The following is a 14,737-nucleotide window of genomic DNA, read 5'->3' as shown; positions in this document are numbered from 1 at the left end:
GCGCCTCGATCGGCCGGGCCGCGAGCGACGCCGACGAGCGCAGGGTAGCCGACGATGAACGCGTCACGACTACCGAGCGATGACCGGACAGCTGTACGGAGCGAGCAAGCTCGCAGAACGGAGAACGATGGAACGTGACCCGATCGCGGTCGAGGCGCCGCAGCTACAGGACGTGCTCGACGCGCTGGACGATCCGGACTGCCGAGCGATCATCGAACAGCTCGACAGCCCGATGGCCGCCAAGGAGCTCTCCGAGGCGTGTGACATCCCGCAGTCGACGACCTACCGCAAGCTGGACCTGCTCAGCGACGCCTCGCTGGTCGACGAGCGGACGGAGATCCGGGACGACGGCCGCCACACGACCCGGTACGTCGCGGACTTCGAGGAGATCCAAGTCTCGCTCGACGAGGACGGCTCGCTCGAACTCTCGATCGGCCGCACGGAGTCGACGCCCGAGGAACGGCTCTCGGCGCTCTGGTCGGAGGTGCGCACCGAAACATGAACGTCGCCGTCGTCGTACTCAAGACGCTCACGCTCGTCCTCGGCGGCTCGATCACGCTGTACGCGGTCCGGGCCTACCGGCGTAACGGATCGGCGGCGCTACGGGCGCTCGCGATCGGGTTCGGTGCGATCACCGTCGGCGCGCTGCTGGCGGGGATCGTCGACCAACTCCTGCCGGTGAACAACGAGTTCGCGCTCGTCGTCGAGAGCGCGTTCACGACGCTGGGGTTCGGCGTGATCCTCTACTCGCTGCACGTGGAGTAGAGTTCGGGAGGGAACGTCCCACACCGCTCGCCGTCAAGCGGGCGTCGGGAGGTCCACGTCCTCTCGGCGGCCTCGACAGACAGCCGACCCGGAGCGGATCGAACGGGCCGGGAACCGCACTCTACGCACTCTTCCACTATCGATACAGGTCGAACCGTCGGAAAATCGTCCCCAAGAGCACTGCGACCGGGATAATCTCCAAGCGCCCGACCCACATGTTGACGATCAACATCGCCTTGGCGGTGTCGGGCATGCCGGGGCCAGTGATCCCGGAGTCCAGTCCGACGTTGCTCTGGGCGCTCATCACGTCGAACACCACGTACTCCAACGGGTAGGCCGGTGCCAGAACACGCAGGAGGACGGCGACACCGACCGCGAGGAAGGTGATCCAGAGGACGAACACGACCGTCGCCTCCGTGTACTCGCCTTGGAGCTGTTTCTCGTCGAGCTTTCGCTCGCCGATTCGGAGGTATCGGATCGCACTGTCGGGACGGAACACCTCTTGAATCTGCCAGACGGTCCCCTTGACGAGGGTGGCGACCCGGATCAGTTTGAGCCCGCTGGTCGTCGACCCGGCGGCCCCGCCCGTGAGCATCCCCAGACACGTCAGCAGCGTCGCTCCGGCGCTCCAGACCTGCTCGGTTCCGCCGCCGATCGTCGCGCTCCCGAACCCGGTGTTCGACGCGGCCGAGACGAACTGGAACAGGCTCACCCGGAACGTCTCTTCCAGCGTGGCGTACTCCCCGTTCACGTAGAGTATCGCCGTCAGCGCGAGCGATCCGCCGACGAACCAGATCAACACCCACCGCGTCTGGAGGTCCGAGTAGAAGTTCCGGAGTTCGCCCTTGAACAGCAGATAGTGGATCGGGAACGCGATGCTGCCGGCGATCATGATCGGGACCGTCGCGTACTCGATGATCGCGCTGTCGTAGTGCCCGATCGACTCCGCGTGGACCGAGAACCCGCCCGTCGCGATTCCCGTCATTCCGTGGTTGATGGCGTCCCACAACGGCATCCCGGCCAGCAGGAACAGCACGATGGAACCGACAGTGAGACCGACGAAGATTTTCCAAATCTCCTGAACCGTGGTGACGATACTCGGGTGGATCTTCTCCGAACGCGCCTCGCTCTCGTATAGCGTGTACGACCCGCCCCCGCCACTGCGGCGGAGGATCGCGACGGTCAGCACGATGACGCCGACGCCCCCGACCCACTCGATGAGCGACCGCCACCAGTGCAGCGACCGCGGGAGCTTCTCCTCGACGGCGGCCATCGTGAGACCGGTACCGGTGAAGCCGCTCATGCTCTCGAACACCGCATCGAGCGGGTGTCGGAACACCGCCGTCGTCGAGTCCATCGGTGGCGTGTTCGCCCAAACGGGGAACGGGTCGAGCTGAATCGTCCACGCGATGAGCACGAACGGCAGCCCCCCGAGGACGCCGACCAGCGCCCACGCGGTCGCGGCGGTCACCATCGCGTCGCGTTTCTCCGGCGGCGCTGCGTCCCGATACCGGCGGGCGAGTGCGGTGCCGATCCCGGCCGTAACGGCGGCGGAGACCAGAAAGGCGGGGATCGCGAAGAACTCTCGGTTGACGGCTGCCACGACGATGGAGGCGACCATCATCAGCGAGACAGCCTGTACGATTCGACCGACGTCGCGTCCGACCGTCTTCGTGTCCACTCTCATCGTGACTGATCGGGTAGCGTTCCGAGGTAGCGGCCATCAGTTTCGGACGCCGCGACGACGAACGGTATCGCGCCGAACGCCGCCGTCACGAGCCAGCCGAGCGCGGCGACGATCATCGCGTGGTAGCGTTTCGGCTCCGGAGCGTCCGCGAGCTTGTACGTCGCTCCGCCGGCAAGCGCAGTGACGCCCGCAGCGGCGAGAAACGCCAGCGTGCTGTACCACTCCCGGTAGAGCGAAGCGACCAGCAGCGGCACCAGCATCAGCTCCCCGATGCGGATGTGGAGGGCACCGACGTCTCCGAGGGCGGTCTTCGGAGCGGTCGCGACGTCGAGTCGGCCGACGGATGAGTTGGACATGATGGCGAGGAGACTGTTCGTTAGTTACGCTTCCCGGTCTTCGTAGTGTCCGAAGACGTCCGTCAGTTCGGGGTCGGCCCCGGTGGCCGAGTAGACGGTCAACAGATCGTTCGCCTCGATCCGGGTGTTCCCTCGGGGGGTCAGCGGCCGGTCTTCGCCCTCACGCTCGATAGCGACGATCAGAGCGTCGTCCCCCAGAAGGCCGCCCTCACCCGCTTCAGTGAGCGTTTTCCCGGCGATCGGCGCGTCCTCCGTAACGGTGATCTCGAACACCTCCGCCCGCTCACCGATCCGCATGTAGTCGACGATCGCCGGTCTCGCGACCGCCCGATAGAGATATCCGGCGATGAGCTGCTGTGGGTTCTCGATCGTGTTCACGCCGATCTGCCGGAAGAGGTTCATGTGCTCCGCATCGTGTACGACCGACGTGATGGCCGGAACGTCCAGTTCCTTCGCGAGCAGACACACCATAACGTTGGTCGCGTCCTGATCGGTCGTCGAAATGATCGCGTCGGCCCGCCCGGCGCCGGCGTCCTCAAGCGTCTCCATCGTCGTCGCGTCCGCGTTCAGAACCAAGCAGTCGTACTGTTCTGCGATCGCGTCGGCTTTCCGTGCGTCCCGCTCGACGACGACGACCTCGTTTCCGGAACGAGTAGCGATGTCGATGAGCGGAGAACCGATGTCACCCGCTCCGACGATGATGATGTACATAGATGTGAGTTATCGGATGATCGTCCGCGAGTCCATCCCGCGTTTCAGTTCGTTCATGCTTCGTAGACCTCGCAGCTGGCAACTGGCACGACGACACACTGGAAGACGGAGACCGACATCTCAGCCCTCCTCCGATTTGCCGTAGACCTTGCCGAGATAGTGCCACCGATACTGGCCCGCCCCGTCGTCGCCCTCCGGCTCCCAGGTGACGCGGTAGGCGAACGGGCCACGGGCGTCCCCCCTCTCGTCGGGGCGTTCTACGACCGCAATCGTGTACGTGCCGTGGTCCTCCACGCGAAGGAGGTCCTCGCCGGGCCGTGACTCGATGGCGTCGGTGAGCGGCGGATGCGCGTCGAGAAGCTGTTGGGCGTAGTGAACGATCTCTCGGAGTTCCGCGTCGCTACACCCCTCGAGAGTCGCGGCGACGTCCTTCGGGATACCGTCCGGGGTATCGATCTCGGATCGTGTCATGGGTGTTGGCCAGTTCGGTCGTACACCGCTGGTCGGCCGTCGAACGGGACCCTGGTGGTCCCCGTGCTGGCTACTCCATGGTAGATCACCGATGCAGAATAAGTGTTGGCATTCAATTTTTGCTACGAAAATATACGACCCATATTTTTCAACTTGCAGAATCTCGGTGGTCGTGTGAGAGCCATGCGCGGTCACGACAACGAACTGACCATGCTCGTATCGGGGATTAATTATGCGTACTGACCCTACCCCGAGTATGGAATACCGCGTCGACGAGATCGACAAGCGGATCCTCTACTATCTGGCGCGTGACGCCCGGAACACGACGGCGTCGGAGATCGCCGAGGAGATGGAGGTGACCGCGGCAACGATCCGGAACCGGATCCACCAACTCGAGGCGGAGGGGATACTGCGCGGGTATCTCGCCGACATCAACTACAAATCCATCGAAGGACACGTCACCTACCAGTTCAGCTGTACGGCCCCGATCCCGGAGCGTGACCGGCTCGCCCAGTCTGCGCTGGATGTTTCCGGCGTGGTGGCCGTCCGAGAGTTGATGACCGGGAAGACGAACATCGCGGTGACTGCGGTCGGATCGAACACCGAAGACATCAGCCGTATCGCGGGTGAACTGTCCGACATCGGCTTGGAGATCGAGGACGAGAGCGTCATCGAGGGGGAGTACCACCAGCCGTACAACCCGTTCGGGCCGGAAGACGCCCCCGTCGGGCCGTCGTTGACTGACTTCATGAGCCTCGCCGGCGGCGCAGAAGTCGTCGAGTTCACCGTCTCGGAAGGCGCCAAGGTCGCGGGGCTCACCATCGAGGAGGCAGTCGAGGAAGGGCTACTGGCCGACGAAATGCTGGTGGTCGGGATCGAACGGGACGGCGACGTACTGACGCCGAAAGGTGAGACCGTCATGCAGACCGGCGACGTCATCTCGCTGTTCTCGAAGTCCGGGCTGGAGAAAGGAGCGCTCGAAGTGTTCGGAACTCAATAACGCGGCCCGACTACGCACGCCCGGTGCGAGGCGCATTCGTGGACCGGCTGACTGTGGGCAACGCGACAGGATCGTGACTGTCGAACAGTACGGAACGCGCGGGACACACGGTTTATTCACGCCGAGCCCGCGGCCCGGTCACCGGGAATTATACTCCCGTCGGCCGACTCGGGGCCATGGCACTCGCGAACCCGGACCTCTCCGAATCGACGGCGTTCATCACCGGCACGACCCGCGGGATCGGTAAACAGCTCGCGCTCGCGCTCGCCGATCACGGCTGCAACGTCGTCTCGACGGGGAAGACGACCGACGGCGACGAGACCGAGCTCGCTGGCTCGATCGAGCAGACGGCCCGCGAGGTGCGCGAGCGCGGGCCGGAGTCGCTCGCGCTCGAACTCGACCTCCGCGACGAGGACCGCGTGGAGACCGTCGTCGACGAGGCGATCGACCACTTCGGCGAGGTGGACATCGTGATCAACAACGCCAGCGCGATCCAACTGGCGAATATCGCCGACCTGCCGGCCGACCGGTTCGACCTGCTGACCGACGTGAACGTCCGCGGGAGCCACCTCGTCGCGCACTCGTTCGCCGACCACCTCGCGGGACAGGAAGGGGCGTGGCTGCTGTCGAACTCGCCGCCGATCGTGACCGACCGCTCCCCCGGGAAGGCGCCGTACGCGTGGTCGAAGCTCGGGATGTCGTTCATCACGCTCTCGCTCGCCGAAGAGCTGGCGAGCGACGGTGTGGGCTGTAACACGTTCTGGCCGGTGACCACGATCGACACCCGCGCGAGTCGCTACTTCGAGCTCGGAACCGAGGACGACTGGCGCACTCCGGAGGTCGTCTCGGACGCGGTCCTCGAGATCCTCGCGCGCGATCCGTCCGAGTGTACGGGCAACAGCTTCTACGACGAGGCGCTGCTCCGGGAGGCGGGCGTGACCGACTTCTCCGAGTACAACGTCACCGACGGCGACCCGGCGCCGATGTCGGCACGGATGTTCGATCCTGAGTTCCAACGCGAGGCGTGATCGGTCCGCCGCTCGAAGCGGGCCTCACAGCCTCCTGAATCGACCTAAGTAGGCGTTCAGCGACCGGAACCAGTTCTATCACGGCTGGACTCCAAACGCCCGGCATGAATCGGAGACGAACGGTCGCCGTCGTCGTCCTCGCGATCGCCGTTGCCCTCCTCTACGGCCTGTTCGGCTACCACCCGGCGGCCGCGGGCACCGACGCCCCGTTCGACGACGCCGAGCCCGACGGGTCGTACAGCTCCAACATGTCGCTCTCCACGAACGGAAACCAGTTCGTCGCCTACGACATCAGCAACGACGAGCCCGACGGGGAGATGCTCCTCACCGCCGAGTTCGAGGACGTGACGTACACGACGTACTGGCACGAGAACCGCTCCGTGACGCGGTCGGTGGCGTCGACCGCAACGCAGTACGAGCAACTGCTCGAACTCAGCGCGGACGAACGGCTGGTCAGACAGAACAACGAGACGATGACCGCCGTCGTGGTCGACACGGACGAGGAGTCCCCGGGCGGTGGGCGCAGCCTCCTGCTGACCGTCCTCGAGTACCCGGAGTACGAGCGAACGGGGACGACGACGTACGAGGGACGGAAAGTCGCCGTCTACGCCGCACAGAGCGGGTGGTACAACACCGCCAACTTCGAGTCGGGCCGGACGGCGTACAACGTCGAGTTGGCGTCGGGCGTCCTCTACGTCGACGCGGAGACCGACCAACTCCTCTACGCGAACGTCACGTTCCGGTTCGTCCGCGCGGAGACCGTGGGGGAGTACCTCCTCAACAAGCACCTCCGCGGGGAATCAGCGACCACGTCCATCGACGTCGCCGTCGATCCCGGACCGACGAACGTCACCCGGCCCGAGTGGGCGCCGGAATCGGACGACTGATCCGGAGGATCGCTGGACGAATCCGAGGAGAAGGCGGCGATCGGGCGGGGCGAGTCGTTCCTCAGACGCTCCGGCGGCGGACCAGCCGACTTGCCAGCCACGTGCCCGCGAGGCTCCACGCGACCAGCGCCGCCACGAGCACCGGCGGCGTCACGCCGGAGCCGACCAGCACGTCGGCCATCCCGCCGGTCACCGTCGGCACCGACTGGAGCGCGAGCACGCGGAACGCGGTGGCGGGGTTCGCGAGCACGAAGGCGGCCAGCCAGTCCGGCCCCACGAGGTCGGCGGCGATCAGCCCGACGGAGACGAGGTCGTGGACCAGCGCGACCCACACCCACAGCAGCAGCGCGCCGCCGAGGGCGTGGGTCTTCTCCGCGGCGAGCGTCGACAGCAGCACCGACAGCGCGAGGAACGCCGCGCCGCCGAGCACCGCCGCGCCGACGAGTCCGAGGTACGCGGCGGTGAACCGCCCCTGGGCCGCGAGCCAGAGCCCGCCGACGCCGAAGCCGGCGACGACCGCGCCCGTAAACACCGCCAGCCGACCGAGGTACGTCCCGACGACGATGCGGCCCCGCGGCACCGGCAGCGCGAACAGCACGCCGAGCCAGCCGGACTCGTCGCTGCCGACGACGGCGTCGTAGCCGAACAGCAGCGCGACCAGCGGAAGCAGCAGCGCCGAGAGCTCGACGAGGCTGACGACGACCGCGTCGGCGCGGACCACCCCGCCCTGCCCGCCGAGGGCGATGACGAGCAGCGACAGCGAGGCGAACAGCGCCGCCAGCGCGAACGCCCAGCGGTTCCGGACCGCGAGGGTGAACTCCAGGCGCGCGACGGTGGCGACCTGATCGAGCGCCGACCCCTCGCTCACCCCCGTCGGCAGGGCGAACGCCGGCTCCTCGGTGACGCCGTCCTCCTCGGCGCTCACGTCCGTCATCGTTCCACCTCCAGAGTCTCTCCTCGACTGCCACCCGCCTCCGCGATCAGGGCGCCGAAGCCGGCTTCGATGTCGTCGCCGCCCAGCTCCCGCAGCTCGTCGACGGGGCCGTCGAACAGCAGGTCGCCGTCGTGGAGCACCGCGGCGTCGTCACACAGCGCCTCGATCTCCGAGAGCACGTGGCTCGTGATGACGACGGTCAGATCGGACTCCTCGCGCAGGCGGTCGAGGATGCGGTGGAACTCCGCGACGCCCAGCGGGTCGAGGCCCGCGGTCGGCTCGTCGAGCAGCAGCAGCCGGGGGCGGTCGAGCAGCGCCGATGCGAGCGCGAGCCGGCGGTTCATCCCGTTGGAGTAGCCGCCGACCCGGCGGTCCGCGGCGTCGTCGAGGCCGACGGTGCCGAGCGCGGCGGCGACCCGATCGGCGCGTTCGGCCGCGGGCACGCCGCGGAGGCGGGCGTGGTAGCCGAGCACCTCCCGGCCCGTGAGCGCGTCCGGGAACCCCGCGTGCTCGGGGACGTACCCCACCACCTCGCGGAGCCGGTGGCCGGCGTCGGTCACGTCCTCCCCGCCGACGCTGACCGTCCCCGAGTCGGGGGTGAGGTGGCCGACCAGCAGCTTGAACAGCGTCGACTTGCCGGCACCGTTAGTGCCCAGCAGGCCGAACGTCGTGCCCGCCTCGATCGACAGGCTCACGCCGTCGAGCGCGACCACGTCGCCGTAGCGTTTCCTCAGATCAGTCGTCTCTATCGCGTGCATAGTGATCCCTCCAGTCGTGTGGCGAGCGTTCGAGCGGGTGGTAGTCGACGACGCCCGGCGCGTCGACGATCGGGAGCGTGCGCTCGGCCCGGCGGATCGCCTCGAACGCCGGGCTGTTGGTGAACACCGCGGCGGCAGGGTTCTCCCGGACCAGCTTCTCGACGAGTCCGGCGGGGCGGTAGCGGAGTTCGCTCACGCCGTCGTCGTCGAGATCCGCGGCGCCGGCGTCGCTCCAGTAGTTGCCGCGCTCGGAGCCGTTCCAGACGTGCGTGTCGCTCGTGACCGCTTGAACGTGTCGGCGGTTGCCGACGAAGCTGTTGCCGACGACGCGCTCGCCGCTGGTGCCGGCGGTCAGGTGGAAGCCGATCTGGTTCCCCAACAGGAGGTTGTCCGTGATCTCGTTGTCCGCGGAGTTCAGCGAGTAGATCCCGCGTTGGTTGTCGACGAGCGTGTTGCCCCGGATCATCGAGTAGTCGATGCGCTTGAGCAGCAGCCCGTGGCCGCTGGTCCCGGTGTTGTTCGCGGCGGTGTTGTTCACCACCTCGATCTCCTCGGAGAGCATCAGCGCGTACCCCACGTCGTTGTCGACGGCGGTGTTGTTCACGAGGCGGTTGCGGTGGGAGTACATGTAGTGGACGCCGTAGCGCAGGTCCCAGAGCGTGTTCCCCCGGGCGGTCACGTTCGACGCCCACGAGTAGTAGATGCCGTCCCGGGCATCGGTGATCCGGTTGTCCTCGACCAGCGTGCCGGTGGTCTTCCAGAGCTGGATGCCGTTCCCGCGGTAGGACCGCGGCGTCACCGACTCCCGGCCGACGATCGTGTTGTTGCGCAGGGCCGCGTCGTCGACGCCGTCGACCCAGACGCCGAACGTGATCTCGGTCAGTCGGCTGTCGGCGACGGTGACGTTTGGCGCGTCGATCCAGACCCCGGCGTCGTTGGTCGAGGTGTCCATCCCGGAGTTGCGGATCCAGAGATCCCGAACCGTGACGTTCGCGGCCGCGACCGTGAGCACGTCACCCTCCTGCCCGCCGTCGATCACCGCGCGGGCGTCGGGCGCCGTCGTGACGGTCACCCCCGTGGTGTTCACGACGACGCGCTCGTCGAAGCGGCCGCGGAGGTACACCGTCTCGCCCGGCTCGGCGGCGTCGACGGCGCGCTGGACGGAGTCGAACGACTCGTCGCCGACGGTGGCGACGCCGGACTCGGTCACGGGGTCGAACGCGAAGCCGTCGGGGCGCTCCGCGTCCGCGTCGGGCGTCGGCGCCGCCGACGACGTGGGGGCGACGGTCACCCCCGCGAGCGCGGCGGCTACGACGACCACGAGCGCGACGAACGCGCGTTCGAGTCCGGCGTCGTCCATCAGTGCTGTCCCTCCGTTCGGCCGACCCGCTTCCGCAGGCGGTCCGGCACCGCCCGGATCAGCCGGGGCAGGTCACCCACCGTCGCGGTCGAGTCCCGGGCCAGCCACGCGACCACCAGCAGGCCGATGGCGACCACCGTCAGGTAGGCGCCGACGCCGAACCGGGAGTAGCTGGTGATGTTCGCGACCGCGTACTTCCCCCACAGCGGCGGCGTGAACGGGTCGACGCCCACCACCGGCGCGTCGGGGTCGAGCGTGTGGCCCGCCTGGTAGAGGCGGTACTGGATGTCCGCAAGCAGGATCCCGAACACCAGCACCGAGCCGACCAGCTGTGCGGTGAGCCCGCGACGGAGCTTCCGCGCCGTCGGCGCGACCGCGACGAACAGGCTGGTCGCCGCCACGCCGACGAACGCCAGCGGCCCGAGCGACCACTCCGGCACGTCGATCGCGTCGGGGTGGGGCTCGTAGTTCGGCGGCCAGAACACCGGGTCCGGGTAGTAGAACCCGACGTAGTGGTTCAGGCGAGCGATCTCGACGTAGTCGCCGCTGATCCGCGGGTAGGCGTACAGCCCCAGCGACAGCGTCTCGCTGGGGTACTGGACGGCGTCCATCCGGATGTGCCACATCGGGAAGGCGAGCGCCGCCACGAGCAGCACTGCCGCTACGAGCGGCAACAGCCGCCTGATCTCGCCGAACTGGCTCGGTTGCGGGCGTTCCATGGTCCTACTCGGACGGTTCCACGATCATTCGCGAGCGCATCTCCAGGTGGAGCGCGCTGCAGAAGTACGTGCAGTAGATCCAGTACACGCCCGGCTCGTCGGCGGTGAACGTCACCTGCCGGGTGTCCTGCGGCGCGAGCGCGAGGTTCACGTCGTGTTCGGGGATCGCCAGCCCGTGGACGATGTCCTGGGTCCCCTCGATGTTGGTCGCGGTCAGGGTGACCTCGTCGCCCTCCTGGACCGTGAAGTCACGCAGGCCGTACTCGCTGCGCTTGACCGAGGCGTACACCTCGACGGTGGAGTCGTCGACGCGCTCGACCCGGGAGTTCTCCTGTGTGACGTACTCCTCGTCGTAGTCCTCCTTGTTCCACGTCTTCGCCGGCTCGATCTTGTCCTTGTGGGCGAAGATCGCGTCGTGCGGTTCGGGGTAGACGGGGTGGTCCGCGACCAGCTCCATCCCGCCGGTCTCGTTGTCCTCGTCGTTCCCGATGTAGATCAGCTGGTCGTTGTCGGGGTAGATCGGGCCGACCGGGAGGAAGCGGTCCTTCGAGAGCTTGTTGAGCGCGACCAGCCAGTCGCCGGTCGGCTCGGTCGACATCCCCTGCACCGCCTGGATGTGGCCGGGGTTGTAGTGGACGTCGATCTTGCCGAGGATCGGCTCCTCGGAACCCTTCTCGGCTTCGACGGCCGCCTCGATGTCCCACTTCACGACCTGTGAGTCGATGAACAGCGAGGTGTACGCGTGCCCGCGGCCGTCGTAGGTGGTGTGCAGCGGCCCCAGCCCCACCTTCGGCTGGCCGACGATCGTGTCCGCGGGGTCGTCGGCGGTCCCGAGCTTCTCGATGTCGACGATCGACACGGTCGGCGAGAGCTTCCCGGCGACCATCCCGTACTTCCCGTCCGGCGTCACCTCGACGCAGTGGGGCGACTTCGGCGTCGGGATGTACCGCACGATCGGGTTGTCGCCCTCGTTGTGCGGGCTGGATTTCGTCCCGTCGACGACCGGAACGCCGTTGATCTCCTCGTACTCGCCGGCGTCGACGAGCTCCTGGATCGCGGGCACGTCGAACGCCTTCAGGTCGTCCCGGTCGTTCTTGGTCATCTCCTCGATCTCGACGCCCTCCTCGTCGTTGTAGGAGGAGGCGAGCACCCAGCGGCCGTCCTTGTCGGAGTCGACGATGTCGAGCTGGCCGTCGACCTCGACCTGCCAGAGCACGTCCATGCTCTCGGGGTCGAGCGCGGTGAACACCGAGACGTACTCCTCGGGGTTGTTCACGTCCCGGCCGTCGTTGGGGATCGGCGTCCGGAACTCGCTGTTCGCGAACACGTAATCGGTGTCCGGGCTCTGGATACAGCAGCCGTGGACCGACTGGACGTTCGGGATGTCGACGATGGCGTCGGTCTCGAAGTAGGTGAGGTTCACCCGGGCGACCCGACCGTTGGCCTTGTCGTTGACGAAGATGTACTCCCCGTCGTACTTCCCGTCGGTCTCCGAGAGGTTCGGGTGGTGGGAGTCACCCCACGTGTAGTCGCCGGCCTCCTCCAGCATCTGATCGGTGCCGTCGTCGAAGCCGTACCCCTTGGCCGGCTCGCGGTTGAACACCGGGATCCGGGTGAGCTGGCGCATCGACGGGATGCCGTACACCCGGATGTCGCCGGCGTGCCCGCCGGACCAGAAGCCGTAGTACTCGTCGTGTTCGCCCGGCGGCACCTTGTGGTCGGGCACGTCGCCGCCGCCGTTGTCGGTCTCCGTGTCCGAGCTGTTGCCGAGGCTGTTCGTCCCCGCACAGCCCGCGAGCCCGCCGACCGCGCCGACGGCCGCCCCCGCCTTCATCACGTCGCGGCGGGTGACGCCGCCGCCCAGCGAGGGGAGCGTCGGCTCCGGATCCGGAGCCTCCGGCCCCTCCACATCGGCGAGCAGTTCGTCGAGCTGCTGTTCGTGCTCCGCGAACAGCTCCTCCTCGGTCTTGTGCTCTCGTTCTTCCTCGCCCTGTTCTTCGGCCGGGGTGTCGATCTCGTCTGTGCTCATATCAAATCACCCGCACGTAGCCGACCATCCCGTTCATCTCGTGGGGGATGCAGTAGTACTCGTACTCCCCCGTCGTCTCGAACGTGTGCTCGTACGTCCCGCCCTCGGTGATGTTCCCCTCGTCGGGGTACGCCTCCACGGCGGCGTCCTGACTGTCGAAGCCGCCGGAGGCGAAGTACTCGGCGCCGTCGGGGATGTTGTCCTCGTAGGCGGTCACCGAGTGACCGATCGAGCCGACGTTCTCCCAGGTGACCGTCGTCCCGGCCTCCACCTCGATCCGCTTGGGGGCGAACGCCAGCTGGTCGTTCATCTCCACCGTACTCGTCTGCTCCCACGACTCGCCGCTGCCGCCCGAGTCCGTGGACGTCGGCGTGTCGGTCGGAGAGTCGGTGCTGCTGCCGCCGGAACAGCCGGCGAGCCCCAGCCCGATGCCCGTCGACGCCAGTGCGACCACGTACCGTCGCCGCGTCATGTCCTCAGTCATGGTTCGACAGGTCGACGTTGGGGACGACACCATTAGAACGGTCCAGCGAATTCCCACGCCGTCAGAACTTCCGAAAGTGTTCGGCCGTGAGTATATAAACAGATCCGGCGCGACCGCGTCGTCCGTTCGGTTTCTGGATCTTTTTGCGAAAAACAACCTCGTTACCCCGGGCGACCACGAGCAGACGGGTCTCGTGCGCGGTCTCGGCCGGGCTACCCCTCGATGACCGGCTGCGGCTCCTCCTCCAGTCCGGCCGCGAACTCCTTCATCACGCGCTCCTCCGCGCGGTGGAGCGTCTCGCTGACTGTCGACTTCGCCAGGCCCACCGCGTCGGCGAGTTCGGTCAGGGAGCACTCCCGGGGCGTGTCGTAGTACCCCTGCTCGATCGCCTCGCTGACGATCGACCGCTGGCGGTCGGTCAGTAGCGCCTCGGAACCGGCGACCTCCTGCTGGAGGTAGTCGACGGTGAAGGAGATGCCGAGCGCCGAGAGCTGGTCGCCCAGATCGGAGATGGCGTCCTGTGAGGCGGTCAGCGTCCACGTCGCCTCGCCGTCGCTGATCTCGAACGGCATCTCCAGCGGGAGCCCGGAGTCGCGCGCGGCCAGCAGCAACAGCGGGAGCCGCGTCCGGAACTGGATCAGACACTCCCGGTTCCCGCGCTGGAGCACCTCCACGTCGTCGACGGAGTCGTGGGCCGACACGTCCGCGACGACCGACTCGGGGTCGCGGGCGGTGACCTCCGCCAGACCGACGCCGCCGTCGGACTCGGTCATCGCAGCCAGGATCCGGATCGTCGCGTCGCCGTGAGCACGGGTGATCTCCCCGGGCCAGGTCCGTTCGGGGATCGTGAGCGTGAGCTTGGCTTCGGGCATGGCTCTACAACTGAGTCGGGCACGGATAACCCAGTCGATACTCCCGAACATGTTCGTAGAATCTTCATCCGACGGCGGTCGGTGCCGCGACTGCCGAACTCGTTCGGCACAACTGCCTCCCCCACGGCCGGGGAGTTGGAGGTATGCCCGACAAGACGCTCGACGCTCGGGAGATCGACGGGGAACCGTTCGGCCGGATCGTCGACGAACTGGAGGCGCTCGGCGAGGCCGAGCAGCTGGAGCTACTCAACAGCTTCGAGCCCGAACCGCTGTACGGCGTGCTCGACCAGCGCGGCTTCGATCACGAGACCGAACAGGTCGCCGAGGACGAGTGGCGCGTCGTGATCGAGCACGCCTGAGTCAGTCCTGCCAGATCACGGTGATCGCGCCGTCGCCGTCCTCGACGGTCTCGTAGCTGTACCCGCGCTCCTCGAGCCGCGGGTAGAGGTGCTGGGGGCGGCGGTCGTTCGTCTGCACGAGTACGGCGTCGTCGTCCAGCTCTTCGAGCCGTTCGAGCGTGTTCCGGAGCGGCTTCGGCGGCGGCAGGTCGCTGGCGTCGAGGTGGTGCTGGGGTCGATCCAGGGGGGCGTCGTCGAATCGGCCCTCGAGGTCCGGTAGCTGGTCCGTGGCCATGGGTGTCCCTCGGTGTGGCGTCGGCGGGAGGGTTGTGCCGAAC

18 protein-coding genes are annotated in these 14,737 nt (G+C 67.3%); 6 read left to right on the top strand and 12 right to left on the bottom strand.

Annotation, left to right across the window (positions count from 1 at the left end; all coding sequences use genetic code 11):
• The first annotated feature begins 127 nt into the window (after positions 1-127).
• Both ACYQZ5_RS05645 and ACYQZ5_RS05640 read left to right on the top strand, forming a co-directional pair.
• On the top strand, positions 128-502 hold the full coding sequence (locus tag ACYQZ5_RS05645; protein ID WP_379731249.1) for a helix-turn-helix domain-containing protein: 375 nt from the start codon (positions 128-130) through the stop codon (positions 500-502).
• Positions 499-765 (top strand): DUF7521 family protein, encoded by a 267-nt coding sequence (locus ACYQZ5_RS05640; RefSeq protein WP_379731250.1) that lies wholly within the window; start codon positions 499-501, stop codon positions 763-765. Before ACYQZ5_RS05645 ends, ACYQZ5_RS05640 begins: the two co-directional genes overlap by 4 nt.
• 136 nt (positions 766-901) lie before the next feature.
• On the opposite strand, the gene ACYQZ5_RS05635 is transcribed toward ACYQZ5_RS05640, so the two are convergent.
• The 4 genes from ACYQZ5_RS05635 to ACYQZ5_RS05620 form a co-directional block, all read right to left on the bottom strand.
• Positions 902-2,452 (bottom strand): TrkH family potassium uptake protein, encoded by a 1,551-nt coding sequence (locus ACYQZ5_RS05635; protein ID WP_379731251.1) that lies wholly within the window; start codon positions 2,450-2,452, stop codon positions 902-904.
• Positions 2,449-2,808: a hypothetical protein gene (locus tag ACYQZ5_RS05630; RefSeq protein WP_379731252.1), complete on the bottom strand. Its 360-nt coding sequence runs from the start codon at positions 2,806-2,808 to the stop codon at positions 2,449-2,451. The genes ACYQZ5_RS05635 and ACYQZ5_RS05630 overlap by 4 nt, the downstream gene beginning before the upstream one ends.
• Positions 2,809-2,832: 24 nt before the next feature.
• Positions 2,833-3,519, bottom strand: coding sequence for a potassium channel family protein (locus tag ACYQZ5_RS05625; RefSeq protein ID WP_379731253.1), 687 nt, complete (start codon positions 3,517-3,519; stop codon positions 2,833-2,835).
• 120 nt (positions 3,520-3,639) lie between these two features.
• Positions 3,640-3,990, bottom strand: a complete 351-nt coding sequence (locus ACYQZ5_RS05620) for a hypothetical protein (RefSeq protein ID WP_379731254.1) — start codon at positions 3,988-3,990, stop codon at positions 3,640-3,642.
• A gap of 256 nt (positions 3,991-4,246) precedes the next feature.
• Here ACYQZ5_RS05620 and ACYQZ5_RS05615 point away from each other — a divergent pair, with 256 nt between their 5' ends.
• The 3 genes from ACYQZ5_RS05615 to ACYQZ5_RS05605 all read left to right on the top strand — a co-directional run bounded on the left by ACYQZ5_RS05615 (position 4,247) and on the right by ACYQZ5_RS05605 (position 6,905).
• Positions 4,247-4,990, top strand: a complete 744-nt coding sequence (locus ACYQZ5_RS05615) for an Lrp/AsnC family transcriptional regulator (protein ID WP_379731255.1) — start codon at positions 4,247-4,249, stop codon at positions 4,988-4,990.
• A 176-nt stretch (positions 4,991-5,166) separates the two neighbouring features.
• The gene (locus ACYQZ5_RS05610) at positions 5,167-6,018 is read left to right on the top strand and encodes an SDR family oxidoreductase (protein WP_379731256.1); all 852 of its coding nucleotides are present in this window, start codon (positions 5,167-5,169) and stop codon (positions 6,016-6,018) included.
• Between the two features lie 104 nt (positions 6,019-6,122).
• The gene (locus ACYQZ5_RS05605; RefSeq protein ID WP_379731257.1) at positions 6,123-6,905 is read left to right on the top strand and encodes a hypothetical protein; all 783 of its coding nucleotides are present in this window, start codon (positions 6,123-6,125) and stop codon (positions 6,903-6,905) included.
• 61 nt (positions 6,906-6,966) lie between these two features.
• Here ACYQZ5_RS05605 and ACYQZ5_RS05600 read toward each other — a convergent pair whose 3' ends face one another.
• The 7 genes from ACYQZ5_RS05600 to ACYQZ5_RS05570 form a co-directional block, all read right to left on the bottom strand.
• Entirely contained in the window at positions 6,967-7,839 is an 873-nt protein-coding gene (locus ACYQZ5_RS05600; RefSeq protein WP_459845443.1) for an ABC transporter permease, read from the bottom strand.
• On the bottom strand, positions 7,836-8,597 hold the full coding sequence (locus tag ACYQZ5_RS05595) for an ABC transporter ATP-binding protein (protein WP_459845441.1): 762 nt from the start codon (positions 8,595-8,597) through the stop codon (positions 7,836-7,838). The genes ACYQZ5_RS05600 and ACYQZ5_RS05595 overlap by 4 nt, the downstream gene beginning before the upstream one ends.
• On the bottom strand, positions 8,575-9,957 hold the full coding sequence (nosD, locus tag ACYQZ5_RS05590) for a nitrous oxide reductase family maturation protein NosD (protein ID WP_459845438.1): 1,383 nt from the start codon (positions 9,955-9,957) through the stop codon (positions 8,575-8,577). Before nosD ends, ACYQZ5_RS05595 begins: the two co-directional genes overlap by 23 nt.
• Complete coding sequence (locus tag ACYQZ5_RS05585; RefSeq protein ID WP_379818186.1) at positions 9,957-10,676, bottom strand: hypothetical protein; 720 nt, start codon at positions 10,674-10,676, stop codon at positions 9,957-9,959. Before ACYQZ5_RS05585 ends, nosD begins: the two co-directional genes overlap by 1 nt.
• 4 nt (positions 10,677-10,680) lie before the next feature.
• Entirely contained in the window at positions 10,681-12,705 is a 2,025-nt protein-coding gene (gene nosZ, locus ACYQZ5_RS05580; protein ID WP_379731114.1) for a TAT-dependent nitrous-oxide reductase, read from the bottom strand.
• A gap of 1 nt (position 12,706) precedes the next feature.
• Entirely contained in the window at positions 12,707-13,189 is a 483-nt protein-coding gene (locus tag ACYQZ5_RS05575; protein ID WP_379731115.1) for a plastocyanin/azurin family copper-binding protein, read from the bottom strand.
• 212 nt (positions 13,190-13,401) lie between these two features.
• A complete protein-coding gene (locus ACYQZ5_RS05570; protein WP_379731117.1) occupies positions 13,402-14,061 on the bottom strand; it encodes a helix-turn-helix domain-containing protein in 660 nt (219 codons plus the stop codon).
• Positions 14,062-14,204: 143 nt separating this feature from the next.
• Between ACYQZ5_RS05570 and ACYQZ5_RS05565 the strand changes: the two genes are divergently transcribed.
• Positions 14,205-14,420: a DUF2249 domain-containing protein gene (locus tag ACYQZ5_RS05565; protein WP_379731118.1), complete on the top strand. Its 216-nt coding sequence runs from the start codon at positions 14,205-14,207 to the stop codon at positions 14,418-14,420.
• Position 14,421: 1 nt separating this feature from the next.
• Here the strand turns inward: ACYQZ5_RS05565 and ACYQZ5_RS05560 are convergent, their stop codons facing one another.
• Positions 14,422-14,694: a DUF2249 domain-containing protein gene (locus ACYQZ5_RS05560; RefSeq protein WP_379731120.1), complete on the bottom strand. Its 273-nt coding sequence runs from the start codon at positions 14,692-14,694 to the stop codon at positions 14,422-14,424.
• Positions 14,695-14,737: the final 43 nt, after the last annotated feature.

The organism is Halolamina salina, from assembly GCF_054653455.1.
This window is presented reverse-complemented; position numbering and strand designations above follow the sequence as displayed.